General features: G+C 64.7%; 20 protein-coding genes. 12 read left to right on the top strand and 8 right to left on the bottom strand.

The annotated features are described in order from the left end of the window. The first annotated feature begins 195 nt into the window (after positions 1–195). Positions 196–4,647: a PAS domain S-box protein gene (locus tag AWY79_RS13915; RefSeq protein WP_066805184.1), complete on the top strand. Its 4,452-nt coding sequence runs from the start codon at positions 196–198 to the stop codon at positions 4,645–4,647. 157 nt (positions 4,648–4,804) lie between these two features. On the opposite strand, the gene AWY79_RS13910 is transcribed toward AWY79_RS13915, so the two are convergent. The 3 genes from AWY79_RS13910 to AWY79_RS13900 form a co-directional block, all read right to left on the bottom strand. Next, entirely contained in the window at positions 4,805–5,170 is a 366-nt protein-coding gene (locus tag AWY79_RS13910) for a CGGC domain-containing protein (RefSeq protein ID WP_066805181.1), read from the bottom strand. Positions 5,171–5,279: 109 nt separating this feature from the next. Next, positions 5,280–6,674, bottom strand: a complete 1,395-nt coding sequence (locus AWY79_RS13905; RefSeq protein ID WP_066805179.1) for a sigma-54-dependent transcriptional regulator — start codon at positions 6,672–6,674, stop codon at positions 5,280–5,282. Between the two features lie 6 nt (positions 6,675–6,680). Continuing rightward, positions 6,681–8,555 (bottom strand): hybrid sensor histidine kinase/response regulator, encoded by a 1,875-nt coding sequence (locus AWY79_RS13900; protein ID WP_066805177.1) that lies wholly within the window; start codon positions 8,553–8,555, stop codon positions 6,681–6,683. A gap of 394 nt (positions 8,556–8,949) precedes the next feature. Here AWY79_RS13900 and AWY79_RS13895 point away from each other — a divergent pair, with 394 nt between their 5' ends. The 9 genes from AWY79_RS13895 (at position 8,950) to AWY79_RS13855 (ending at position 20,875) form a co-directional block, all read left to right on the top strand. Continuing rightward, complete coding sequence (locus AWY79_RS13895; protein WP_066805174.1) at positions 8,950–10,326, top strand: glutamine synthetase family protein; 1,377 nt, start codon at positions 8,950–8,952, stop codon at positions 10,324–10,326. Positions 10,327–10,408: 82 nt separating this feature from the next. Continuing rightward, positions 10,409–11,506 carry a C45 family autoproteolytic acyltransferase/hydolase gene (locus tag AWY79_RS13890; RefSeq protein WP_066805172.1) on the top strand — a complete coding sequence of 366 codons (1,098 nt, stop codon included), beginning with the start codon at positions 10,409–10,411 and terminating at the stop codon, positions 11,504–11,506. A 70-nt stretch (positions 11,507–11,576) separates the two neighbouring features. After that, positions 11,577–13,145 carry an extracellular solute-binding protein gene (locus tag AWY79_RS13885; RefSeq protein WP_066805170.1) on the top strand — a complete coding sequence of 523 codons (1,569 nt, stop codon included), beginning with the start codon at positions 11,577–11,579 and terminating at the stop codon, positions 13,143–13,145. A gap of 61 nt (positions 13,146–13,206) precedes the next feature. After that, positions 13,207–14,136 carry a carbohydrate ABC transporter permease gene (locus tag AWY79_RS13880; protein WP_066807252.1) on the top strand — a complete coding sequence of 310 codons (930 nt, stop codon included), beginning with the start codon at positions 13,207–13,209 and terminating at the stop codon, positions 14,134–14,136. Further along, on the top strand, positions 14,136–14,996 hold the full coding sequence (locus AWY79_RS13875) for a carbohydrate ABC transporter permease (protein WP_066805168.1): 861 nt from the start codon (positions 14,136–14,138) through the stop codon (positions 14,994–14,996). The genes AWY79_RS13880 and AWY79_RS13875 overlap by 1 nt, the downstream gene beginning before the upstream one ends. Next, positions 14,993–16,105, top strand: a complete 1,113-nt coding sequence (locus tag AWY79_RS13870; RefSeq protein WP_066805165.1) for an ABC transporter ATP-binding protein — start codon at positions 14,993–14,995, stop codon at positions 16,103–16,105. Before AWY79_RS13875 ends, AWY79_RS13870 begins: the two co-directional genes overlap by 4 nt. Beyond that, the gene (locus AWY79_RS13865) at positions 16,105–17,226 is read left to right on the top strand and encodes an ABC transporter ATP-binding protein (protein ID WP_066805163.1); all 1,122 of its coding nucleotides are present in this window, start codon (positions 16,105–16,107) and stop codon (positions 17,224–17,226) included. Before AWY79_RS13870 ends, AWY79_RS13865 begins: the two co-directional genes overlap by 1 nt. Beyond that, positions 17,223–18,176, top strand: coding sequence for a radical SAM protein (locus tag AWY79_RS13860; RefSeq protein ID WP_066805160.1), 954 nt, complete (start codon positions 17,223–17,225; stop codon positions 18,174–18,176). The genes AWY79_RS13865 and AWY79_RS13860 overlap by 4 nt, the downstream gene beginning before the upstream one ends. A gap of 5 nt (positions 18,177–18,181) precedes the next feature. Continuing rightward, complete coding sequence (locus tag AWY79_RS13855) at positions 18,182–20,875, top strand: molybdopterin-dependent oxidoreductase (protein WP_066805157.1); 2,694 nt, start codon at positions 18,182–18,184, stop codon at positions 20,873–20,875. Between the two features lie 81 nt (positions 20,876–20,956). Here AWY79_RS13855 and AWY79_RS13850 read toward each other — a convergent pair whose 3' ends face one another. The 3 genes from AWY79_RS13850 to AWY79_RS13840 all read right to left on the bottom strand — a co-directional run bounded on the left by AWY79_RS13850 (position 20,957) and on the right by AWY79_RS13840 (position 23,327). Then, positions 20,957–21,772 carry a DODA-type extradiol aromatic ring-opening family dioxygenase gene (locus AWY79_RS13850; RefSeq protein WP_066805154.1) on the bottom strand — a complete coding sequence of 272 codons (816 nt, stop codon included), beginning with the start codon at positions 21,770–21,772 and terminating at the stop codon, positions 20,957–20,959. A gap of 10 nt (positions 21,773–21,782) precedes the next feature. Beyond that, a complete protein-coding gene (locus AWY79_RS13845; protein WP_066805151.1) occupies positions 21,783–22,874 on the bottom strand; it encodes an ADP-ribosylglycohydrolase family protein in 1,092 nt (363 codons plus the stop codon). 168 nt (positions 22,875–23,042) lie between these two features. Beyond that, positions 23,043–23,327: a hypothetical protein gene (locus AWY79_RS13840; protein WP_078063791.1), complete on the bottom strand. Its 285-nt coding sequence runs from the start codon at positions 23,325–23,327 to the stop codon at positions 23,043–23,045. Between the two features lie 137 nt (positions 23,328–23,464). Here AWY79_RS13840 and AWY79_RS13835 point away from each other — a divergent pair, with 137 nt between their 5' ends. Continuing rightward, positions 23,465–23,653, top strand: a complete 189-nt coding sequence (locus AWY79_RS13835; RefSeq protein WP_066805148.1) for a hypothetical protein — start codon at positions 23,465–23,467, stop codon at positions 23,651–23,653. Positions 23,654–23,828: 175 nt separating this feature from the next. On the opposite strand, the gene mazG is transcribed toward AWY79_RS13835, so the two are convergent. Then, positions 23,829–24,635 (bottom strand): nucleoside triphosphate pyrophosphohydrolase, encoded by an 807-nt coding sequence (gene mazG / locus AWY79_RS13830; RefSeq protein WP_066805145.1) that lies wholly within the window; start codon positions 24,633–24,635, stop codon positions 23,829–23,831. Between the two features lie 39 nt (positions 24,636–24,674). Next, positions 24,675–25,259: a CvpA family protein gene (locus tag AWY79_RS13825; RefSeq protein ID WP_078063790.1), complete on the bottom strand. Its 585-nt coding sequence runs from the start codon at positions 25,257–25,259 to the stop codon at positions 24,675–24,677. Between the two features lie 191 nt (positions 25,260–25,450). Between AWY79_RS13825 and rfbC the strand changes: the two genes are divergently transcribed. Continuing rightward, positions 25,451–26,020 carry a dTDP-4-dehydrorhamnose 3,5-epimerase gene (rfbC, locus tag AWY79_RS13820; RefSeq protein WP_066805143.1) on the top strand — a complete coding sequence of 190 codons (570 nt, stop codon included), beginning with the start codon at positions 25,451–25,453 and terminating at the stop codon, positions 26,018–26,020. The last annotated feature ends 4 nt before the right edge of the window (positions 26,021–26,024 follow it).

Below are 26,024 nucleotides of genomic sequence, written 5' to 3'. Positions count from 1 at the left end.
CAGGCGTTTTGGTTTTGATCGTTAAGTCAGGTTGTTGTCCCGACATAATAATGGACGACCATGATTCGCGGTAGGATCATGAATACGTGAAGGCAGGCGGCCCGGAGCATCGCTCCTGCGCCGGGAGGACGCTGAACGGCCCGGTCGGGCAACTGCCGCCGGGAAAAGTCCTTTACCATCAAATGGGCACATTGAATGAAGCTCCGTACATTTTTTCTTGCCGGTGTCATCGCCGCGACCCTCTTTTTGGGCATTTGCCAGTTTCTCGCCTCGGAACTGGTGCTGACCAAAGGGTTCCAGGACATGGAAGACGATGAGACGCGTTCCCAGGCCGTCATGGCAAAGGGGATTCTCGACCGGCAGCTTCTGGTTCTGGACAACCTGGCGTTGGATTGGGCCGAATGGGACGACACCTATATCTTTGCCCAGGACGGCGACACCCGTTACGTCGATTCCAACCTCACCCCGGAGACCTTTTCGAGCCAATCGCTCGCTTGCATCGCGATTCAGAACCGCAAGGGAGAACCCGTTTATCTGATGGGGTTCAGGCCGGACGGCAACGTGGACATGTCCCTGGCCCGGGAGATCTATCATCTGACGTCCGGGGAGCTGCCCGCGTTGCCCTGGCTTTCCGGCGGGTTCGGCGGCATCGTCCGCCTGGAGCGCGGGGATCTGGCCATGGTCGTCAAGCGCAGCATCCTTACCAGCTCGAAGTCCGGACCGGCCATGGGGTTCCTTGTCATGGCCCGGCTGATAACCCCCGAGATCATAGGGGAGATATCGTCTCTGATGGGGAAGGAGGTGTCGCTCGATGTCCCGGAGGACATGAGCCGGATGGTCAGGAGCGACCCGCTCTTCGCGGACAACGTGTATCTGGTCCACCCCGATGACGCGACTTCGCTGGGGATCGCCCCCATCACGGACATGAGCGGAAAGGCGGTCGCCCTGCTGAAGGTCTCCGTGAAAAGGGTCATCTCCAAGCAGGGGAAGACCATTTCCTACTTCTATTTCGGCATCATTTTCCTGACCATACTGTTTTTCGCCCTGTTCAGCTATTACCTGCTCAAGAAGAAGGTCCTGGACCGGCTCGACCTGCTCATGGCCCGGCTTTCCCGGCGGGAAAAGGGCGAGGTCGCCGCTTCGGCAATCACCATCGGCGGGAGCGACGAGATTTACGATCTGAGCGTCTTTCTGGATACCATGTTCGACCGCGTGGACAGTTCGAAAAAGGCCATTCTGGCGCAGTCGGAGGAGATTCGGGAGAGCGAGGAATTCCTGTCCCAGCTCTTCCACTCCATTGAGGCGGGCGTCCTGCTGATCGACCCCGAGACGCGCAACATCGTGGCCGTGAACCGATTCGCCCAAAAGATGATCGGCCGGTCGGAGGACGAGGTGGTGGGCAAGATATGCCATCAACTGACCTGCCCGGCGGAACAGGACAACTGCCCCATCCTGGACCTCAATCAGTCCAAGGACATGGCCCGGCGCACCATTCTGCACAAGGACGGCACCGCCATCCCGATCATGAAAGCCGTTTCCATGATCTCCAGGGGAGACAAGCAGCTGTTGCTCGAGACGTTTGTCGACATCACCGAAGCCGAAGAGAACCGCCTTGAACTGGAGAAGTCCAAGAAGGAACTGGAGCAGAAGGTCGAGGAGCGGACCGCCCACCTGCGGGGGATCATCGATACCGCCAAGAACGGCATCATCGTCATCGACTCACGGGGGTTGATCAACGAATTCAGCCCGGCGGCGCAGGAGATATTCGGATTCACCAGGGACGAGATCATCGGCCGAAACGTCAACCTGCTCATGCCCGGGGAGGTGGGCATGGCGCATGACGGGTATCTGCGGAACTGGAATCAGGGAGGCGCGGCAAAACTCCTCGGCAACCAGACCGTGGTTCAGGCCAGAAGGAAGGACGGTTCCATATTCCCCATGGAGATCGCGCTCAACTGGGCGGTGGTCAACGGCAACCCCATATTCGTGGCGGTGATGAGCGACATCACCGAGCGCATGGCCATGGAGGACGAGATCAGGAAGAGCCGGGAGCGCTATCAGCGGCTGGTCGAGGACCTGGCCGGCCGGTTCGCCATCTTCAGCCACACGCCGGAAGGGGAGGTGCTCTTCATCGGCGAGAGCTCGATGTCCGTTTTCGGCCAGCCCAAGGAAAAGGTCATAGGCCGGAAGTGGCAGGACGCGGTCAACTGGCTGCCCGGCATCGTGGAACGGGCGGAGGCCGCTTTCCGGGAGGCCATGCGGCGCAAGCAGCCTGTCCTGGAGATAGAGATGGCCTACCTCCATGCCGACGGCACAAAGCACGAACTGCTCAACTCGATGCATCCGGTCTTCAACGAGAACGGGGAACTCGAAACCATCGAAGGGATCATCGAGGACATCACCAGCAGGAAGGCGGTGGCCAAGGCCCTGGCCGAGGCCAAGGAGGAGGCCGAGCAGGCCACCAGGGCCAAATCGGACTTCCTGGCCAACATGTCCCACGAGATCCGCACGCCCATGAACGCGATCATGGGGCTGTCGCATCTGGCACTGCAAAGCGACCTCAACGACAAGCAGCGGAGCTACATCGAGAAGGTCCATGTCTCGGCGGAGAATCTGCTTGGCATCCTCAACGACATCCTCGACTTCTCGAAGATCGAAGCCGGAAGGATGGATATGGAGCTCACCGACTTCTTCCTGGGCGAGGTGTTCGAGCACCTGGCCGGCGTCCTGGGGTTGAGGGCTCAGGAGGCCGGGCTCCAGCTCATGTTCGACCTGCCTTCGAATCTGCCCACGGCCTTGGTGGGCGACCCCCTCCGGCTGGGACAGGTGCTGCTCAATCTCGGGAACAACGCGATCAAGTTCACCCCTCGGGGCGAAGTCGTGATCTCGGTCCGGGGCGAGGAAGAGACGGAGGAAGAGGTCGTTCTCCACTTTTCGGTCCGGGACACGGGCATAGGCATGACCGCGGAGCAGCGGAACAAGTTGTTCCAGCAGTTCAGCCAGGCGGACACGTCCACCACCCGCAAATATGGCGGCACGGGCCTCGGCCTGGCGATCTCCAAGAAGCTGACCGAGATGATGAACGGAGCCATCTGGGTCGAGAGCGAATTCGGCGTGGGCAGCACCTTCCACTTCACCGTCCGCCTGAGAAAGCAGGCGCGGCCGCCCAAGTGGGATGAGTACCTGGACATAAACCCCGTGCACGTCCTGGTGGTGGACGACAACGGCACTGCGCGGAAGATTTTCGCCGAGATGCTGACCGGGTTCGGGTTCACGTTCGACCTGTCGGATTCCTTCGAGTCCGGGTTGGCCCTGCTGGAAGCCCAGGAGGAAAACCGACGCTACGACTTCGTCATCCTGGACTGGGACCTGCTCGGCATCACCGGGGGCGACATGGTCCGGGTCATGACGGAGAGTCCGGACATCCCGCACACGCCGAAGATCATCTTTGTCTCGGCATACGGCACGTTCAACATCGACAATGAAACCAAGAACGACCCTGCCGTGGTGGGCGCGCTGAGCAAGCCCATCCTGCCTTCGACCCTGCTCGACACCATCATGGAGGCCGAACAGGGAGTGACCAAGCGGGCGAGCCGGACCGGGTTCCGCCGCGACGAGCTGGGCCAGATGACCGCCAAGCTGCGCAAGGCGCGGGTCCTGCTGGTGGAGGACAACGAAATCAATCAGGACGTGGCCGTGGACCTGCTGACCAGCAACGGCCTTGACTGCAAGGTCGCGAAGAACGGCCTTGAGGCGTTGGCGATCCTGGAGCGGGAGGAATTCGACTGTGTGCTCATGGACTGCCAGATGCCGGTGATGGACGGGTACGCCGCCACCAGGGAGATTCGCAAGATTGACCGTCTCAAGACGCTGCCGATCATCGCCATGACCGCCAACGTCATGGCCGGGGACAGGGAGAAGTCCATAGAGGCGGGCATGAACGACCACATCGGCAAGCCCATACGGGTTCAGGAACTCTTCGTGACCATGGGGAAATGGGTCAAGGTTCCCGAGAGGCAGGCGTCCTCCGCGCAGCCGGAAGCGGACCTCGGACTGTCGGGCCTGCACGGCATCGACGTGGCGGTCGGGCTGCGGTACGTCCAGGGCAAGGAATCGCTGTACCGCTCCTTGCTGAGCAAGTTCGCCAAAAATTATGAGGATTTCGGAAGGAGTTTCTCGGCAGCCCGCCGGGAGGACGATGCCAGCGCCGCCGAACGGTGCGCGCACACCCTCAAGGGGGTCGCGGCCACCATCGGAGCCACCGGGGTCGGCGAGCGGGCCCTGGCCCTGGAACTGGGCTGCAAGGGACAGGCTCCAGCCGAGGAGATCGACCGGTTGCTCCAGGACGTGGTCAAGGAGCTGGAGCCGGTCCTGGCGTCCCTGCAACCCCTTGTGGAGCCGTCACCCGAGGAAGCCCGGCCGGAGGGCGCAGAGGATGCGGTTACCGAGGAAACGCGCGCCTGCCTGCGCCAGTTGCGCGTGTTGCTCGAAGAGTCCAATGCCGAAGCCCTGGTTGTGGCCGGGAAGCTGCGCTCCATGCCGGGGATCAGGAGCGCCGACAGTGACGTCAGGGCGTTTTTCAGGGCCGTGGACAACTATGATTTCGATGAGGCTCTCAAGAAACTGGACGCGCTCGGATTGTCCTGATGTTCGGCGGTCCGTGGTCGATCCCTTGCTTTCGCGGGATGCGTGAGGCCCGCCCTTTCGAGGGCGGGCCTTTTGTTGTGGGATGTCGTCCAGGAGCCAGGCGCGGGGAGCGGGCGGAGCCGGTTCAGGACCGGGCTTCCGCCTGGGTGCCGCGCGTTCAGCCCCAGATTTTATCGGGCATGTAGGGGTGGGTGCCTTCGATGACGTCCAGGCCGGACTTGGCGAAGATCTTGGTGACCACGTCGTCGTAATGGGGGCAGTGGTCGGACAAACAGGGGCCGATGTGGATCTTGGTGGGCTGCTCCTTGAGGGGCAGGTTCCAGAGCTTCACCTGGGCCAGTCGCTGGACGACGCTCGCCCCGGGACAGCCGCCGCAGTTCAGAATGCCCAGGACCTCCGCCTCCATGTCCTTGTAGCGCTCGAACTGGCCCTCGCGCCGGTTGAAGGCCACCATGCAGCGGGAGCAGCCGATGCACACGTCGTCCATGGTGTTTCGGCAGCCGATGATCAATATCTTTTCCATATTCTCCTCCACGGTGATGGGTGTTTTTCATCCCATCACTCATTTGAATGATTGAGTCAATATTCATACTTCAACAGGCATGAATGGCGGGAGAATCGGAGGGGAAGAGCTATTTCGCGGATCGTGTGGGGATGCCCGCCAGGGCCAGGTGACGGTAGATGCTCGGAATGCTCAGGCCGGAGAGTCGGCTGGCCCTGGGGATGTCGAAGTCGCAGAGGTCCATGAGCTGCTGGAAGTAGGCGCGGTCGCGCATGGACTTGTAGTCCGCGTAGGACTGGATGGGGGCGTCCGAAGGGGGGGGCGTCGGTTTGGATTGCTGCTTCCGGGGCTTGCCCTTGTCCAGGGTGGAGACCCGGACGTTGCCGGGCAGGTGCTTGGGGTAGATGACCGGCTCGTGGCCCGCGGCGATGACCGCCGCCTCCATGACGTTGCCCAGCTCGCGAACGTTGCCCGGCCAGGTGTAGGCCGTGACGACCTTGGCGAACTGCTTGGAGAGCCGCTTGCGCGACAGCCGGTAGCGGTCGCTGGCGGCCTGCGAGAAATGCTCGGCCAGCAGGGTCACGTCCCGGTCCCGGTCGCGCAGGGGCGGCAGGGGAATCTCCAGGGTGCGCAGCCGGAAGAGCAGGTCCGGACGGAAGGTCCCGGCGCGGGTCATGGCCTCCAGGTCCCGGTTGGTGGCCGCCACCAGCCGGAAGTCGCTGGTCTGTTCGCGGCCGGAACCGACGGGCCGGAAGCGGTGTTCCTGGAGCACGCGCAGGAAGGATTTCTGGAGGGCCGGGGGCAGCTCGCCCACCTCGTCCAGGAACAGGGTCCCGGTGTCCGCCTCGGCCACCAGCCCCCGGTGGTCGCCGTGCGCCCCGGTGAACGCTCCCTTGACGTGCCCGTAGAGCACGCTTTCGAGCAGGCTCTCCGTGAGGTTGGAGCAGTCCACGACCACAAAGGGCCCCTTGCGCCGGGAGCTGTTGCGGTGGATGGCCTGGGCCGCCAGCTCCTTGCCCACGCCGGTCTCCCCGAGCACGAGCACCGAGGCCTCGCTCTCGGCGGCCCTGGCCATGAGCTGCTTGGCCCGGTTGATGGCCGGGGAGTCGCCGATGATGGCCCCGGCGTCGAACTCCGGGACCGGCTCCCGCGTGGCCACCTTGTCCTCGCGGTACTTCAGCGCGCTCGCCAGGGACGATTTGAGGATGGACGGGGTGGCCGGTTTCTGGATGTAGTCCCACGCCCCGCTGGTCAGGGTCTCCTGGGCGCCGAAGTTGTCGCGCAGCCCCGTCAGGACGATGATCTCCGGCCCGCCGGGGGCGGCGGAAAGCTCGTTGATGGCCGTGTGGCCGTCGCCGTCGGGCAGGCTCAGGTCCAGGTAGATGACGTCCACCCCGGACCGGGCGCGCTCGATGCCCTGGCCCAGCCCGTGGGCGGTCAGGACCTCGTGGCCGAGGTCCCCGAAACACCGGGAAAGGCCGCTGCGGATGAGTTCGTCGTCGTCGATGATCAGGATGCGCGCCATGGCTGTCTATGACCTGTATTTGTTGACGTTTTCCACCAACGTGCGGGGCGACATGGGTTTCATGACGAACCCGGACACCCCGGTCTCGCGGGCCTGGGCCTCCAGCCTCGGCTCCACGTGGCCGGTGCAGATGACCACCCGGGTTCCGGGCGCGTGCTCCAGGATGCGGGCGGCCATCTCCATGCCGGTCATGTCGGGCATGGACTGGTCCGTGATGACCAGCTCGAACTGGCCGCGCCCCCGGAAGAATTCCTTCAGCCCCTCGGTCCCGCCGTCCGCGGTGAAGACCTCATAGCCCGCGTCGCGCAGCACGCGCTGCATGGCCTGGAGCGCGCCCGCGTCGTCGTCCACCAGCAGCAGTCGGCCGGTGGAGCGCACGGCGGGCTTGGTCTCGCGGGCCAGGGTCTTGACCTCCGGCGTGGGGGTACAGGGCAGGTAGACCGTGAAGGTCGTGCCTTTGCCCGGCCTGGAGTCCACGCGGATGGAGCCGCCGCTGCAGGTCACGATGGCGTGGACCACGGCCAGCCCCATGCCGGTGCCGCCGCTCTTGGTCTTGCTGGTGTAGAACGGCTCGAAGATGCGCTCGGCGCTGCCCGGCTCGATGCCGTGGCCGGTGTCCGAGACGGTCAGGACCACGTGGTCGCCCAGGGCCAGTCCGTTGTGTGGGGCGTCCTTGCGCGATTCCAGGCGCAGGTTGGAGACCCGGACCGAGAGCGTGCCGGCCCCGGACATGGCCTGGACCGCGTTGCGGCAGAGGTTGAGCAGGACCTGCTGGATCTGCGAGGGGTTGGCCAGCACGCAGTCGCGCTCGGCCGAAAAATCCGTCTCCAGGGTGACGTGCTCGGGCAGGGTTCCCTGGAGGATGCCGAGGTTCTCACGGGCCAGCGGGGTCAGGTGCAGGACCGACCGGGTGACGTCCTGCTGGCGGCTGTATTCCAGGACCTGCTCCACCAGGTCGGCGGCCTTGTACGCCGCGCGCAGCGCCTCGGCCAGGGGCGGCTCCACCTCGGTCCCGTCCGCCTTGCCCAGGGCGTAGTCTACATTGAAGATGATCGGGACCAGATTGTTGTTCAGGTCGTGGGCGATGCCTCCGGCGAGCACGCCGATGGCCCGCATCTTCTGGGCCTGGAACAGCTCGCGCTCCACGCGCTTGAGCTCGGTGATGTCCACGCCCAGCTCCATGACCAGGGGATCGCCGTTCTCGTCCTCGAAGGGATAGTCGTAGATGTGGAAGGTCCGCCCCTCGTCGTCGGTGAACTGCCAGTCCACGGGCTTTCCGGTGTCGAACACCCGGAAGGTGGGGCAGTGGGGGCACGGGTCGTCCCGGCCGCCGAACATCTGGTAGCACTTCCTCCCCTTGACCTCGCCGTAGAACGCCAGGGTCTTCTTGTTGGCGTAGGCCACGGAATAGTCGCGCCGCTGCATGTAGACGAATACCGGCAGCTCGTTGACCACGTCGAAGAAGAGCTTGCGGCCGCGCTCCCGGAGCATGTCCGACTGGCGGCGCAGCACCTTTTCCTCGCGCAGGGCGGACTTGAGGCGTTCGATCCCGGCGTGGCGCAGCAGCTCGACGGCCACGGTGTTGTCGGGCAGCCGGACCGTGCGGCAGGTCATCTCCTCGCGGTCGCTCCCGGACGTTATCTCCACGGGCAGGCTCAGGTCCACTCCGGTCAGGTCCGCCTCGTCCAGGCCGCCGAGCAGGGCGCGGCGCAAACAGTCAGGCAGCGGCAGGGTGGCGAGACGCCGTCCCTCCGGGAAGGGCGAATCGGGCGGCAAAAGGCGGCAGAAGGCGTTGTTGGCGTAAACGATTTGCTGCGCCCCATCCACGATGACGAGCGGGTTGGCGCTGTGCCGGGCAAAGACTTCCAGTGTGGAGGCCATCGGTTTCCATTGTCCTGATTTGAAAATTACAATTTTCTACATTTTAAACATGCAATCAGCATAGTTCCAATTGCAGAAAATTACAATGCTCGTGTATTTTGATATAAATACTTATAATAATTCTATAAAATTGTTTAACGCAAATGTGGTAAGCGTTCTTGTTTTTAAGAATGCGATTCTAAATTTTAATAAATGAGAGAGATCGAGGGAGGCATGAACGTCGAGCGAGTGGCTTGTTGTATCGCATAACCACTTGAAATCGATGTTGATAGCTTGCGAAGCGGTGAAATGGCACGAGCCTTGTAGTTGCGGCAGGAATTACATTGATGAAAATTGCCTCGGATGGGGTCCGGGCAAACAATGTCATAAATTGCCAAAATAAGGGAAAGAGACGATGAGCCTGCCAAAAACACCCTCAATCGACAGCATCAAGAAGCAGATTCGAGACAACGACATCCAGTTCGTCCGTTTCGAGCAAGCGGATCTGTACGGCGTGTCCCGAAGCAAGACCGTCCCGGTCGGCGCCTTCATGGACTATATCGAAAACGGCCTGAATTTTTACGGCGGCCTGCTCGGCCTCGACATCCAGTCCATGGTCCCCACCGGCACCGGGTACGCGGAGGAGGTCTCTTTCGAGGACCACTGCACCGTGCCCGACCTGTCCACCTTCACGGTCCTGCCCTGGGTCCCGAACACCGCCAACATCACCGTTGATCCCTACTGGTACGACGGTCGCCCGGCCATGGCCTCCCCGCGCCTGCTGCTGAAGAAGATCATCAACGAGTTCGACGCCCTGGGCTACATCTGCCGCCTGGGCTACGAGTTCGAGTTCTACGTCTTGGACAAGGAGACCCGGAAGCCGGTCTACGACGGCCAGCCGATCTTCGTGACCCTCAAGAACAACTTCGACATCGACTACACCTACGACCTGATGCGCAAGATGGACCAGGCGGGCGTGCGGATCATCACCCAGAACTCCGAGCACGGGCCGGGGCAGCAGGAGATCAACCTCTACTACCAGGACGGCCTGCCCGCGGCGGACACCGCCTTCCTCTACAAGATGGGGACCAAGGAGATATCCCTCCAGCACGGCTACATCGCCACCTGGCTGACCAAGCCGTTCATCAACTCCTCGGCCTCGGGCTCCCATTTCCACGTCTCGCTCATCGACAAGAAGACCGGCAAGAACGCCTTCAACGATCCCGACGCCGAGTACGGTTTGTCCGAGCTGGCCCGCAATTTCCTGGCCGGGCTGCTCAAGCACGCCCGGGCCAACACCATCTTCACCGCGCCCACGGTCAATTGCTACAAGCGGTATCGGATCAACTCCTTTGCCCCGCACACCGCCACCTGGGGCATGGAGAACCGCACCGTGGGCATCCGTCTCAAGGGGTGCCGCGGCGAATCGACCCATCTGGAAAACCGCCTGGCCTGCGGCGGGACCAACCCGTATCTCCTGGCCCTGTCCACCCTGGCCGCCGGTCTGGAAGGCATCCGCTCCAAGCCGGAGCTGGCCGCCCCGGTCCGGGGCATCGCCTACGAGGACGACACCCTGCCCCGGCTGCCGTTCACCCTGGACGAGGCCGTGGAGGCCTTCGAGAACGACACCGACCTGCACTCCGTACTCGATCCCGAATTCATCAAGCTGGTCCTGGCCGTGAAGAAGTTCGAGGTCCGGACCGCGCGCGACAAGTTCGAGGACTACGGCACCCCGGAGTTCAACAACCGCGTCGATCCCTGGGAATGGGACTACTACATGGAGCTTCTCTAACCATTGCACCTCCGCTGCGGGGAGGGGCGCGTACCACTCCCGTCCGCCCCTTCCCGCAGGTGCATTTCAACCCGGAGCATAGATGAAAACCGTTCCCGTCATAGAATTGTCCGGCACCCCCTTCGACATGGGGCTGGCCCACGGCAGGGCGCTCAAGAATTTGATCCGCGAGTTCGTGGACTCCGTGACCGAAGTCCACAGGATGAACAACGGATACCTCTCGGTGGACAAGCCGCCGCTCGAGACGTTCTGCATGAAGAACCTCGGCTTCCTGGAGAAGTTCTCCCCGGACCTGGTGGAGGAGATGCGCGGCATCGCCGAGGGCGCGGGGGTGACCTTCCGCGAGATCCTGTACCTCAACTCCTTCCTGGAGCTGGAGGACCTGCGCGCCCCGTCCGTGGGGGCCAGGGTACTGCCCGACGGGCTGTGGGGCTGCACCACCTTCAACGTCACCCGTGAGGCGGGCGAGGGCGGGCGGGCCTACATCGGCCAGACCTACGACATGGAGAAGTACTACGAGAAGTTTCTCTGCCTGCTGCGCATCACGCCGGAGAAGGGACCGTCCCAGCTGGTGGTCTCCTTTGCCGGCATCCTCGGCCTGAACGGCCTGAACTCGGCGGGCGTGGGCGCGGTCATCAACAAGGTCACGGCCACGGACGCCCGTCCCGGCGTGATCTACCCGTTCATCATGCGCAAGGCGCTGGCCTCCGAGCGCATCGGCGACGCCCTGGGCGCGGCCATCTTCTCGCCGCGCGCGGGCGGCATCAACTACCAGTTCGCCGGTTCCGGCGTGGCCTTCTGCGCCGAGACCTCGGCGGCCTACTACCAATTGCTGGAGATCGACGGCTCCATCGCCCACACGAACCACTTCGTGGGGAGCGACATGCGCCGCTTCGAGACCCCCAACTGGCTGTCCCATGGCGGGTCCATGGTGCGCAGGCAGGTGGCGGACAATTTTCTGAAAAAGCACCGGGGGACGCTCAACCCGGAGAAGCTCAAGGAGCTGACCAGGGACCACACCAACCATCCCCGGTGCATCTGCGCCCACGGGTTCCCCGGCGAGGACCCGAGGACGGCCTTCCATACCGTGTTCGCCGTGATCATGGACCCGGAAGCGGGGTGGCTGGACCTGTGTCCGGGCAACCCGTGCGAAAACGGGTACGAGCGGCACGCGCTCTGACCGTTCCATATTTTGGCTGATGTTGGGTAGCTGGCAAGAATTTTTAACATATCACAAACAGAGGTGTGCAATGGAAAGCAAGAACGTGAAGTTGGAAAAAACCCTGAAGGAATATGATGCCGGTGGGATGAGCCGCCGTTCCTTCCTCCGGACCATGGCGACCCTGGGCGTGGCCACCGCCGTGGCCAACGCCGTGGCCATCTCCCCGCTGGGCGCGCTGAACGCCTTCGCCGCCATCAAGGGCGCCGAGGACCGCGCCTGGGAACTGGCCAAGGTGGCCGCCGCCAAGGCGACCAAGAAGAAACTGACCCTGCTGATCCCCACCGGCTCCATCGGCAACATGACTCCCTATGCCGAGAAGTGGAAGACCGAGCTGGGCATCGAGCTGGAATTCATCGAGGAGCCGGACGAGGTCGTCCACACCAAGGGCATGCAGGAGGCCGTGGCCAAGACCGGCCGTTACGACGTGATGATGCCCACCGCCATGTCCTACCCGGACTGGATCGACTCCGGCGTCATCTACGACCTGACCGACTGGACCGAGAAATACGATCCCGAGCTGTTCAACAAGGAGTGGGGCGTCGTCTTCCCGGCCTCCCACCACGCCCAGCTGTACAACGGCCGCGTGGCCGGTCTGCTGAACGACGGCGACCAGATCACCCTGCTGTGCCGCAAGGACTACCTGGAGGACTCCGCCAAGGCCAAGGCGTTCGAGGACAAATACGGCCGCAAGCTCGCCGTGCCCGACACCTGGAAGGAATACTACGAGCTCGCCCAGTTCATGCACGACCCGGCCAACGGGTTCTACGGCTCCCTGGAATACCGCTCCCCGTACTACGTGAAGTGGATGTTCATGCAGCGTCTCGTGTCCAAGGGCATGCTCTACTTCGACGGCGAGATGAACCCGACCTTCAACTCCGACGAAGGCGTGGCCGCCCTGGAAGACATGCTGGCCATGAACGAATACCTGCACCCCGACGCCTTCTCCTTCACCTGGTCCTCCAACTACAACGCCTTCGGGCGCGGCGAGGGCTTCATGAACATCGTCTGGCCGTCCGGCTTCAAGTATTCCAAGGCTCCGTCCACCGGCCCCGCCACCACCGGCAAGATCGCCGCGACGGTCATGCCCGCCGACTTCACCAAGGACGGCACCAAGCTCTACGCGGGCCTGTTCTGCTGGGGCTACGGCTACGCGGTCTCCAAGTATTCGGCCAACCCCGAGCTGTCCTACGCCTACGCCCAGTGGATGACCTCCCCGACCATCTCGGCGGACGCCATCCCGTACCTCGGCGGCTACTCCGACCCGTACCGCGTCAACCACATGCTCAAGCCCACCCAGCGGCTCATCGACACCTACTCCCCGGAGTACCTGCAGACCCTGTACGACAACATGGTCAACACCGTGCCCGACTTCTGCCTGCCCGGCGGTTTCGAGTACCAGGACGCCCTGGACAAGGAAGTCCACGCCTGCATGACCGGCTCCAAGAAGCCCAAGGAGGCCCTGGACCGCGCCGCGCAGAAGTTCGAGCGCATCACCAGGCGCATCGGCAAGGACAAGGTCAAGAAGTCCTGGCTGTCCCTGGCCAAGAACCTCGCCGATCCGATCAAGAAATCCACCGGCGCGGACAAGTGGAGCTAAACCGACACCCATAACCATGAGCCGGTCCGGGGGACATCCCCCGGACCGGCCGGTACCCGACGTGACACAAACACCGTCCAGCACATCCCCCTCCGGCAAGGGCCTGAGCAACAAGGCCATCGCCCGCATCTTCACGGTGCCGGGCCAGGTGGTCTCCGTGCTCGTCCTGGTCATGCCGCTGCTCGTGGCCCTGTACATGAGCTTCACCGACTGGTCGCCCACGCGCGGCTCCCTGTTCGACGCCTTCTTCGTGGGCTTCGAGAACTATTCGGAGCTGCTCGTCTACGACACCCGGTTCATCTATGCGGTCATCAGGACCTTCCTCATCTCCTCGGTCTGCCTGTGCCTCGAATTCACCTTCGGGCTGGGGCTGGCCGTGCTCTTCATGCGCAAGTTCCGGGGCAAGTCCGTGCTCTTCTCGGCCTTCCTCACGCCGATGATGATCCTGCCCGTGGTGGTGGGGTACATCTTCTGGATGCTCTTCCAGTCCAACGGCCCCATCAACCAGATGCTGGAATTCTGCTTCGGGGCCGAGGCCGCGATGGAGTGGTTCAAGCACGCGCCCACGGCCATCTTCGCGGTGATCATCACCGAAGTCTGGCATTGGACGCCGCTCTTCTTCCTGATCCTGCTCTCCGGGCTGAACTCCGTGCCCGAGAACCCGGTGCGCGCGGCGGTCATCCTGGGGGCCAACCCCAGGCAGGTCTTCTGGCGGGTGGTCATGCCGACGCTGAAGCCGGTGATCATCGTGGCCTTCGTCATCCGGGCCATGGAGGTCATCAAGCTGTTCGACGAGGTCTACATGCTCACCCGGGGCGGCCCCGGCTCGTCCACCGAGACCATCAGCCTGTACATCTACAAGCTGGCCTTCAACGATTTTCAGCTCGCCTACGGCGCGGCGGCGGCCTTCCTGGTCCTGGTGGGGTCCCTCCTGCTGGTCCACATGCTGCTGGCCCCGGTGCGCGACCAGCTCCTGGAGGGCGACAACTGATGCACGACAAGAAACTCTCCCCGGTCCAGACGGTTATCATGGGCCTGGCCCTGATCATCGTCCTGTTCCCGGTCTTCTGGATCCTGATGACGGCCATCAAGCCGCCCACCGACTGGAACGCCTCCCCGGCCATCTGGGTCCCGTCCGAGCCGACCTTCGTCAACTTCCAGACCCTGTTCGACCCCGAGGCGCTGGGCAAGTACGGCGTGGGCGGCGTGAGCCAGCCCGCCACCCGCGCGGTCTTCGGCTCCCTGCTGGCGACCATCGTCTCCACCACCCTGTCGGTGTTCATCGGCCTGTTCTCGGCCATCGGCATCTCGCGCTACGGGAACAACTCCAAGTCCACGCCCCTGGTCATCCTGTCCGGGCGCATGTTCCCGCCCGCGGCCATCGCCGTGCCGTTCGTGATCATCTTCTCGAACATCGGGCTCATCGACAGCTACACCGGGCTGATCGCCATCTACGTGGCCGTGACCCTGCCGTTCTCCACCTGGATGCTGAAGTCCTTCGTGGACGACCTGCCCCGGCAGATCGAGGAGGCGGCCATGATCGACGGGCGCAGCAAGCTGGCCGCGCACCTGACCGTGACCATCCCGCTGATCAAGGGCGGGCTGTTCGCCACGACCATGTTCATCTTCATCCTCAACTGGTCGGAGTTCATGTTCGCCCTGGTCCTGTCCTATTCGAACATCTCGACCATCCCGGTCCAGCTCGCCAAGTACGTCACCGCCACGGCGGGAACGCTCTACGGCGTGCAGGCCGCCCTGGCCGTGCTGGCCATGATTCCCCTGGTCATCGTCGGCTACCTCATCCAAGGCCACCTCGCCCGTGGCATGACTTTCGGAGCGATCAAGCAATGAGCAGACCCAAACTGGAACTGGTGCAGCTGAGAAAGGAATATTCCGGCGGCAGCGTCATCGCGGTGGACGACATCGACCTGGCCGTGGAGGCCGGGGAGACCGTGGCCCTGCTCGGATCGAGCGGCTGCGGCAAGTCCACCACCCTGAACATGATCGTGGGGCTGGAGCAGCCCACCGGCGGCGACATCCAGATCGACGGCGCCACGGTGGTCAACACCCCGGCGGGGCAGCGCAACGTGGGCCTGGTCTTCCAGGACTACGCGGTCTTCACCCACATGACCGTGCGCAAGAACCTGGCCTTCGGCCTGGAAGTGCGCGGCAAGTACGTGCTCGAAATCAACCGCGCCGTGGAAGGGGTGGCCGAGCTGCTCGGCATGACGGACAAGCTCGACGTCAGCGTCAAGGAGCTGGGCGGCTCGGAACTCCAACGGGTGGCCATCGGCCGCACCCTGGTGACCAAGCCGGAGATCCTGCTCCTGGACGAGCCGCTCTCCAACCTGGAGGCCGAGGCGAGGCTGGCCATGCGCCGCGAGCTGCGGCGGCTGCAGAGCGAGATCGGCCTGACCATCATCTACGTGACCCACGACCAGGTGGAGGCGCTCTCCCTGGCCGACCGCATCGCGGTCATGAACGCGGGCCACATCCTGCAGGTGGAGGAGACCTCCTCCATCTTCGGCCGCCCGGACCACACCTTCGTGGCCGGATTCCTCGGCTCGCCCCCCATGAACCTCCTGCGCGGCCGGTTCGCCACCGACGGCGGGGCCATCCGGTTCCGCAAGGACGGGTTCGCCCTGGCCATGGGCGAGAGCGCCGACGGCCCGGCCCCCACCGGGTTCTTCACCCTGGGCATCCGGCCCGAGGCGCTGTCCCTGTCCACGTCCGACCATCCGGTCATCGCGGGGCGCATCAACAACGTCGAGCCGCGCGGCCCGGAGATGGTCGTCACCGTGGACGCGGACAACGAGCTGCTGAAGCTGGTCACGCCGCCTGTGGCCGGATTGCGCACGGGCGATCCCGTGGGCCTTGATCTTGATTACGAGTCCCTGGTCTTCTTCGGCGGGGACAGCAACCGCCGCGAATCCGTCGAAGTGGCGGGGAGGGTTTACTGATGTCCACCACGCAGACCGGGCGCGCGACCCCCGTCCTTCACCTGGAATCCGTGTCCAAGCGGTTCCGCGCCAACCAGGCCCTGAGCGCGGTGGACTTCGTGGTCCCCGAGGCCTCGCTGACCGTCATCCTCGGCCCGGCCGGGGCGGGCAAGACCACCACCCTGCGGATCATCGCCGGGCTGGAGACCCCGGACGAGGGCAAGGTCCTCCTGGGCGGGGCCGACGTCGGGCGGTGGGAGCCGCGCGACCGCAACGTGGCCATGATCTTCGACAACCTGGCCCTGTACCCGAACAAGAACGGCTACGACAACATCGCCTCCCCCCTGGTCATCCGCAAGGAATCCGCCGAGGTCATCAAGGAGCGGGTGGAGGCCATCGCCAAGACCCTGCAGATCACCCACGTGCTGGGCAGGCTGCCCAAGACCATGTCCGGCGGCGAGAAGCAGCGCGTGGCCCTGGGCCGGGCGCTCATCCGCACCCCGCAGCTCTTCCTGCTCGACGAGCCGCTCTCCAGCCTCGACGCCAAGCTGCGCATCGAGCTGCGCGCCGAGCTGCGGCGCATGCAGCGCGACCACGGATACACCTTTCTCATGGCCACCCCGGACTATCACGAGGCCATGGCCATCGCGGACACGGTGGTCATGCTGAGCAAGGGGCGGGTGGTCCAGATCGACGCGCCCCAGGTGGTCTACGACCTGCCCGCCGACCGCGAGACAGCCTGCTTCGTGGGCGCGCCCCAGATCAACCTTTTGGAGGGCGTCTACGACGAGGGCTCGGGCGGGCTGTCCATCCCTTCCGCCGGGGTTTCCCTGGACCTGCCCGATCATCTCCGGCCGCTGCTCAAGGCGCGGGTGACCGGCTTCGAGCTGGGCATCAGGCCGGAGAACCTGGTCCTGGCCGCGCCCGAGAATGCGCCGGTCAAGGGCGACCTGGTGGACATCGAGCCTCTGGGGCCCAAGTCCGTGGCCACCGTGCGCTGCGCCAACGCCGAGTTCCGGGTGCTCATCGACAGCCGCGAGGTCCCGGGCCTGGACGTGGGCTCGCCCATCGGCGTCACCCCGGTGAACGCCGAGCGCATGCTCGCCTTCGACCTGCAAACCGGACTGCGGCTGACGGCATGATCAACATCTTCGTCACCTACCGGTGCAACCTCGCCTGCTCCTACTGCTTCGCCAGGGAGCTGCACACCGAGTATCCGCACGACCTGAGCGCGGAGAACTTCGACCGGCTCCTGGACTGGATGGTCGGGGCGCAGCTTCCGGCGGCGGCCTTCATCGGCGGCGAGCCGACCCTGCACCCGGCGCTGGCCGACATGGTCGCGCGCACGGCCGAGGCGGGCATCGCCCCGGTCCTGTTCACCAACGGCCTGTTCCCCACGGCGCTGGCCGACCGGCTGATCCCGCACGTGACCAACTTCGTGGTCAACTACAACGAGCCGGACATGTACGCCGAGGGACAGGCCGCGCTCCTGGACGCCAACCTGTCCCGCATCGCCGGGTCCGGTTCGCGGCTGACCTTCTCCAAGAACTTCTCCAGCCGGTACTGCGGCTACGAGTACCTGCTGGAGGCGTGCGCCCGCTACGGGGTGCAGTCCGTGCGCTACGACATCTCCCGGCCGTCCTTCTCGTCGACCAACGACCATTTTACCAACGACGACACCCGGCGGGTCATCTCGCACATCGTCCGCTTCGTGAAGGCGTGCGAGGGCCGGGGGGTCCGCACCGGTCTTGATTGCAGCGTCCGTTTGTGCGACCTCAAGGTCGAGGACCGCAACTACCTGGAGCGGGTGTCCATGAAGTTCTCCGGGGTCTGCCATCCGTCCATAGACATCCATCCGGACCTGTCGGCGTCGTACTGCCTGCCCATGCGGGACGTCTCGGTGCCGGACGTGACGGCCTTCCCCGGCCAGGATGCGCTCATGTGGCACTTCGCCGACCGCGTCCGGGCCATGCGGCAGACCAACGTGTCCACCGACTGTCTGGAGTGCAAGGACTTCATGCGCCGCTGCCAGGGCGGGTGCATGGCCCTGCGCCGGGCCGCGCGCCGGGCGGAGAAAAAGGGAAAGGAATAAAAGCAATGAGCCAACGCAAGATCATCACTACCTGCACCCGCGACTGTCCCAACTCCTGCGGCCTGGTCGCCACGGTCGAGGACGGGAAGCTGGTCAAGCTCTCCGGCGATCCGAACCATCCGCTGACCGGCGGCGTGGCCTGCCACAAGACCGCGAAATACGTGAAGCGGGTCTACAGCGCGGAGCGCATCACCCACCCCCTGCGCAAGGTCGACGGGCGGTGGCAACGCGCCTCCTGGGACGAGGTCCTGGACCTGCTGGCCGACAAGCTCAAGACGGTCGTGGCCGAGTCCGGGCCGGAGGCGGTCCTCTATTACCAGGGGTACGGCGAGCGCACGGCCCTGAAGCTCCTGAACAAGTATTTCTTCAACCTGCTCGGCGGGGCGACCACCATGCGCGGCTCCCTGTGCGGCGGGGCGGGGCAGGGGGCCCAGAATCTCGACTTCGGCGACCGGGTGTCCCACGATCCCCTGGACCACTACAACTCCAACTCCATGGTCCTGTGGGCGCGCAACCCGGCGTCCACCAACATCTCCCTGGTGAAGATCGCCAGGGACATCCGAAAGCGGGGCGGGCGCGTGGTGGTCGTGGACCCGGCGCGCTCCCGGTCCGTGGACTTCGCCACCGACCACATCCGGCCCAAGCCGGGGCGCGACGGCTGCCTGGCCATGGCCGCGTCCAAGCTCATCCTTAAGGCCGGGGCCGAGGACCGCGATTTCCTGGAGAACCGCGCCGTGGGCTGGCCCGAATACAAGGCGATCCTCGATGCCTTTTCCGTGCCCGAGCTGTGCTCCATGGCCGGGGTGCCGGTGTCCGACGCCGAGCTGCTGGCCGACACCCTCATGCACCAGCACCCCACCTCCATCCTCCTGGGCTGGGGGCTGCACCGCCACGAGTACGCGCACTACGCCATCCGGCCCATCGACGCCCTGGGCGGCATCGCCGGGACCCTGGGCGTGCCGGGCGGCGGCGTCAGCCAGGGGTTCGAGGAGTACGGACCCTATGACCAGACATACTGGGGCGACGGGCTGCACCCGAACCAGCGCACCCTGGTCATCGGCAAGGTGGGCGAGGAGATCCTGAACGCCCGCGACCCGGAGATCCGCGTGATCGTGGTCACGGCGGGCAACCCGGTCTGCATGGCTCCCAACTCGTCCAGGATCGTGGAGGCGTTCGGCAAGGCCGAGATGGTCGTCTATTCCGGCCATTTCATGGACGACACCGCCGAGCTGGCGGACGTCTTCCTGCCCGCCACGACCTTCCTGGAGGAGGACGACCTGATGGCCAGCTACGGCCACAACTTCGTCGGCCCGGTGAATCCGGCCATCGAGCCGGTGGGCGAGACCAAATCCGAATTTCAGATGTTCCAGGAGCTGGCCGCGCGGTTCCCCTTTGCCGGGGAGTACCGGCGGTCCGTGGATGAATGGCTCGAAACCATCTGCACCCCTTTATGGGAGCAGGGCGCGACCCTGGAGGAGTTGCGCAAGGGGCCGTTTCGGCTGAACGCGCCCATGGTCCCCTATGCGGACGGCACCTTCCCCACGGAGTCGGGCAAGTTCCAGCTCATGACCGAGTTCGACCCCTCGGTGCTGGAGGACGACGACCCGGACTTTCCCTACAAGTTCCTGACCATCGCGCCCCACGGCTACATCTGCTCCGAGCGGACCCTGGCCGAGCACGAAGCGCTGCCGTCCATCCGGCTGGCCACGGGCGAAGCCCACAAGCGCGGCCTGAAGGACGGGGACCACGTCCTGGTCCGCTCGGCCTACGGCAGCCTCCTGGCGCTGCTCAGGGTGGACGAGGGCATGCGCAGCGACGTGGTCATCGCCGAGCGCGGCGGCTGGAACAAGGCGGGACACGGCTTCAACCTGCTGACCCGGGACATGGTCAGCGTGGTGGGCCAGGGGACGCCCTTTTATGAGACCCGGGTGACCATCGAGCCGCACCCGGAGGACCCGGTCATAGGCTCCCGCGTGCTGGTGGTCCAGAACTCGGACGAATCGCCCGGCGGGCATTTCACCAAGGAGCTGGCGCGCATGGGGTGTGTGCTGACCACCCTCAACCCCGCCGGGGGCGACCCGCTCCCGCCGACCCCGGAAGGGTATGACCGGCTGGTGGTCCTGGGCGGCCCGCAACACGCCTTCGACGACGAGGCCGGACCGTATTTCCCGGCGCTCCTGCGCCTGATGCGCGACTTCGACGCGGCGGGCAAACCCGTGGCAGGCATCTGCCTCGGCTGCCAGCTCCTGGCCCGGGCCTTCGGCGCGTCCATCTGGACCATGCCGGAACTGGAGTTCGGCTACGTCGCGCTCTCCCTGACCGAGTCCGGGGAAGGGGACCCCGTCCTGGGCCAGGCCGGTCCCATCCCGCCGCTCATGGAGTTTCACGAGGACTCCTTCGACCTGCCCGAGGGGGCGGTCCTGCTGGCCGAAAGCGAAGCCTGCGCCCACCAGTCCTTCCGGATCGGCCGGGCGTCCTACGGGTTCCAGTTCCACCTGGAGCTGGACTCCCTCGGCGCGGAGAGGTGGTTCGAGGAGTTCCAGAACGAGCGGATCGGCACCTACGCCAAGTACCGTTCCCAGTTCACGGACGAGTTTTTCGCCGACATGCGTTCCCGGTTCCCCCTCCTTGTCCAGCAGTCGGGGGACTTCTGCCGGAAGGTGGCCGTGAACTGGCTCAGGCTGGCCGTCGAGTCCTGACGGCGCGAACGGCGGTCCTGAAAGTGGAAAGGGAAGAGTACCTTGCGGCACTCTTCCCTTTTCATTTGCGTCGGGTCGGGATCAGGCGGGCTGCCAAAGAACCGTGGTCGCCGCCTTGCCGAAGATGGTCGGCCCGAACCACTGGCTGCTTGGACGGCCCGCCGCGCCGACGCACACGTGCAGGGGCAGCAGGTGCTCTTCGCGCGGGTGGCAGTACCGGGCATGGGGCGCGGATTCCCAGCGGGCGAGCCGCTCCCGCCGCTGATCCTCGCTCAGGGACGGGTCCGAGCAGGTCTCGGCCAGCCACGCCTGGAACTCTTGGTTGGCCGCGACCGTTTCCTCGGTGTCGGGCATGAAGAAGGCGCGCATGTTGTGGAAGGAGAACCCGGACCCGAGGATGAGCAGGTTCTCCCGGTCGATCCCGGCCAGGGCGCTGCCAAGGGCCAGGTGGGCGGACGGGTCCAGTCCCTTGATCAGGGAAAGCTGGACGCAGGGGATGTCGGCCTCGGGGTACATGATCTTCAGCGGGACGAACAGGCCGTGGTCGAAGCCCCGCTCCCGCTCCTCGCCGCAGTCCATGCCGCTTAGGGCCAACCGTTCCCGAACCTCGGCGGACAGCGCGTCGTCGCCGGGCGCGGGATAGGTGATCTCGTAGGATTCCGGCGGGAAGTCGTAGTAGTCGTAGAGCAGCGGAGGGCGGCTGCCCACGGTTACGGCGGGCGTCGCGGCCTCCCAGTGGGCGCTGACGACGAGGATGGCCGAGGGCTTTTCGATGCTGCTCGCGAGGACGCGGAGGTTGTCCACCATCTCGGCGTGGCGCTCGTCCCCCAGCAGGGGGAGCGGCCCCGCGCCGTGGGAGAGGTAGATCACGGCGTGGTTTCGTTTCGTTTCGTTCATGGGACCAACCTTATCGTTGCGGCGGGGTGGCCGCCTGTTCCGCCAGTCTCAGGGCCAGGGCGCACAGGGCGTCCCCGTCCTCCAGGCCGTCGATGAACCGCTGCGGGATGCCGGACAGGCCCACCTGGGCTCCGACAAGGGCGCCGGTCAGGCCGGTGCGGGCCATGTTCTGGCCGCCGCCGTTCAGGGAGTGCAGGACCGCTGATTCGAAGTCGTCGCGGAACCGCGCCGCCAGGTAGTAGGCCGCCGGGAGCATGTGGTAGATGGCGCACGGCATGCCGTAGACCTGGGAGACTTTCCAGGCCGGTTCGATGCGGATGGCCGGATCGACGGCGGCCCCGGCCATGTAACCGGGCGAGAGCAGTGCGTCGGGCGAGGCGAAGCGGCCCGCGCGCGGCGGGTCCGGGTCGCCCGGCCTGGGCGGCTTGAGGCCCTCGCGGGTGACGGCGTGGAAGGGCAGGACCCCCTTTTTCACCAGCTCCATCAGCTTGTCCGAGATGGTCGGGTCCAGCGCGTTGCCCCGAACCAGCAGGGCGAGGACCGAGCAGTAGGCCACGGTCATGGACAGGACCACGTCGTCCCCCTGGGTCAGGGCCGCGTTCCGCGCGACCGCGTCGGCCAGGCCGGCCGGGTCCAGGGCGTAGCGTACGGCGATGGCCAGGGTCCGTTCTATGGCTTCGGTGGTGTCGGCGTGTCCGGCGGTTTCGCCCCAGGGCAGCCCCTGCTCCACGCGCCTGCGCCACGCCTCGCGGATGGATTGGCTGGTGTACCCGCCCGGCCCGTTGGCCGGTTCGCCGTTGAGCAGCGGGAACAGCTCCTCGTCCATCCGGCGGCAGAAATCGGCCTGGTCGTAGCCGCCCCGGTCCACCAGAGACCCTGCGGTCAGTTTCAGGATGAATCCCGACTGGGACAGCTGTCCCGCCTTCATGCCGTCGTGGTAACGGCCCGGCATGGGGTCGGTGTAGCCGTCTATCCATTCGCCGTAGTCGCGGTGCATCGCTTCAAGGTCGTAGTACCAATGCGGGCCGAGACCAAGGGCGTCGCCGATGAACGCGCCCATCAGGGCTCCCGCCGCGCGGTCTTGCGTCGTTTTGTCCGGCATGGGTTCCGCTCCGATTTTGATGGTTATGTCGGAATTGTAGAGGTGGCCACCTCCCGGGTCAAGACGGGACGCCGCTGTTAGACGAGGATTGCCGGGGAGCTGAAAAGTAGCCCCGCCTTCCCTGTGCGGGAGGGCGGGGTTCCTTTCGGGGGCGTCATTTCCGGTCCGTCAGATGATGGAGTCGATGACCGAGCCCTTGGCGTAAGCGCCGAGGACGTCGGTCTGGAAGTCGTAACTCTGGGACATTCCGGCCTTGTCCGAGGACGAGGAGCCGGGGTTCATGTAGTCGAGTGTCTTTGATACGAGGGACGCCTCCGCGGACACCTTGTCCACCGGGGCGTAGCTCGAGCCGCTGTCGTTCATGTAGTCCAGGGTCTCGGAGACCACGGCCGCGCCGAACGTCTGTTGATCGAACGGCGAGTAGTCTCCCAGACCGCCGATTGCCATGGTCATATCATACCCTCCTGCCGTCAGGACGGAAATAACGCCTATCCGTCATGTCGGCCGTTTTCTCCATATCTTTAGGGGTAAGATAAATATATTGGCCAATATGCGCAGGGCCGTGTATATTTCAGGTAATGGAGGTTCCCATGACCCTGGAGATTCCGTATCTGATCCTGGCCGCGGTCATAGCCGTGATCGTGGGCGCGGTGCTTATCCGCTGGCAGCGCCCGGTGCTGCCCACGGGGTACGTGATCGTCACGGTCCTGGGCACGCTTTTCTCCGTGTACTACATTCTGCACGTGATGGTCGGCAGCGGCCGGACCGGGTGGCCCTGAGCGGGGGTGAGATCGTGAGCGAGACCTTGATTCTGGCGCTCTCCATCGGCGCGGGCGCGGCGGTCGCCGGTTTGCTGATCTGGAAACTGCGCGAGCGATGCCTGCCCTGACTGCTGATGTATGCGGCCATCGGCGCGGGCGGCGTCGTCTTCCTGTTGATCAAGTTCCTGCTGGGCTAACCGTTTTCCCAATCCTTCACTTCGTCCCAGAGGCGGTTCATCTCGTCCAGGCTCATGTCGGACAGGGAGGCGCCGCGCATCTCGGCCAGCTCCTCCATCTTGCCGAACCGGGCCAGGAACTTCTGGTTGGCGAAGTCGAGCGCCGCGTTGGCCTTGATCCCTTTGCGCCGCCCCAGCTCCACCAGGGTGAAGAGACAGTCGCCGAATTCCCGCTCCGAGGCTTCTGGGTCGCCCGAGGCCAGGGCCTCGCGCCATTCCTCGCGCTCCCGTTCGAACTGCGCCTCCACGGCCTCGTCCGAATCCCAGGTGAACCCGTTGCGGGCGGCTTTGGAATTGATGCGGTATGCCTTGAGCAGGGGCGGCAGCCCCGAGGGCAGGGAGTCGAAGACCCGCTTCCGGTCGGTGCCCTTGTTCTCCTCGCGCTTGGTCCGTTCCCAGTTGTCCCACAGCTCCTTGATGTCCTCGAACTGCTTGTCCCCGAAGACGTGGGGGTGGCGGCGGATCATCTTGGCCGTGCTGTGGTTGATGGAGTCGGCCAGGGTGTGGTCCCCGGCGCGCTCGTAGAGGGTGGCGATGAACAGGAGGATGAACATGACGTCTCCCAGTTCCTCCATGGCCTCCTTCTTGTCGCCGGTCCGGATGCCCTCGATGAGCTCGAAGGCCTCCTCCACCAGGTAGTCGCAGAGGCTCAGCGGGGTCTGCTCCCGGTCCCAGGGGCAGCCGTCGGGCGCGATCAGGGCGTCGATGACGCCGAGCAGTTCCTTCATGGCCCGTGCCGGGGCGTCATGCAAATTGTCGCTCATGGCGAGTGACCTCCGAAAAGGTGAAACGGTTGAAGGGGGCTATTCGGCCTTGTCGCCGCCCCGATGCCCAGCAGCGCCCTGGCGGCAGCCGGGGCAGGTCCGGTGAGCGGGCCTTGTCGCCGCCCCGATGCCCAGCACGCCCTTGGCGGAGCTCAGGGCCTGGGGCAGGTCCACGTAGTCGTGCAGCGCTTCGACCATGTGCCGGGTGCGGGGCGCGATGAAGGATTCGTTGAGGATGTCCGACTTGGGGGCGAAGGTCTGCAGGAAGAGGAGGCCCACCATGCAGATGAGCACGCCTTCGAGCAGGCCGAAGACGCCGCCCGCAGTGCGGTCGATCCAGCCGAGCAGAGAGAGTTCCAGCACGGACTTGAGCAGCTTGGTCAGCAGCCAGACCACGATCAGGGTGGCGACGAAGATCAGCGTGTAGGACAGGGCTCCCACGGTGACGTCGCTCTCGATGTAGGCCTTCAGGTATGGGGCCAGCACGTCGTCGAATCGGGATGCCAGAAAAAAGGCCAGAAGGATGGCGATCAGCGAGAGCACTTCCTGGACCAATCCCCGGAAAAAGCCGCGGATCAGGAACAGGAGGATGATGCAGATGAGAATGATGTCCAGAAAATTCATGTGAATGGACCCTCGGTCGGCTGAAGTGTGCTTCCTGAGAGTGGACCTAGCAAAATGGAAAGGAAATGTGAACCGGTAACCCCCTTTTTTTTGCGATCTTCGAGGTTGGGAAGCGGGGCGGGGTTGTGCGGTTTGCCGAACTCGGCTACAGGAACACCAATCGACGATCGTCATTTCCAAAGGAGTAATCAATGCAGGTCCACAAGACGGAATTCCCCGGACTGCTCGTCCTGGTTCCCCAAGTGTTTCAGGATGAGCGCGGCTTTTTCCTCGAAAGCTACAGCGAGCAGCGGTTCAGGGAGATCGGCATTGATTCCTCGTTTGTGCAGGACAACCACGCCTATTCCAAGGACGTGGGGGTGCTGCGCGGTTTTCATTTCCAGACTCCGCCCAAGGCCCAGGCCAAGCTGGTCTGGGTGACCAGGGGCGCGGTCCTGGACGTGGTGGTGGACCTGCGCAAGGGTTCCCCGACCTACGGGAAGAGCGAACGGATCATCCTGAGCGCCGCCAACTTCAAGCGGCTGTTCGTGCCGCGCGGCTTCGGCCATGCCTACGTGACGCTCATGCCGGACACCGAATTCCAGTACAAGGTGGACGCGCCGTATTCCCCGGCCAACGAAGGGGGCATCCTCTGGGACGACCCCTCCATCGCCATGGACTGGCAGAGCGCCCTCCAGGGCAGGGAGCCCGTCCTTTCGGAAAAGGACAGGCGGCTGCCGACCCTGGCCGAGTTCGATTCGCCATTCGTTTTCGAGGGCTGACGCC

This window comes from Pseudodesulfovibrio indicus (assembly GCF_001563225.1).
Classification (GTDB): Bacteria; Desulfobacterota; Desulfovibrionia; order Desulfovibrionales; family Desulfovibrionaceae; genus Pseudodesulfovibrio; species Pseudodesulfovibrio indicus.
This window is presented reverse-complemented; position numbering and strand designations above follow the sequence as displayed.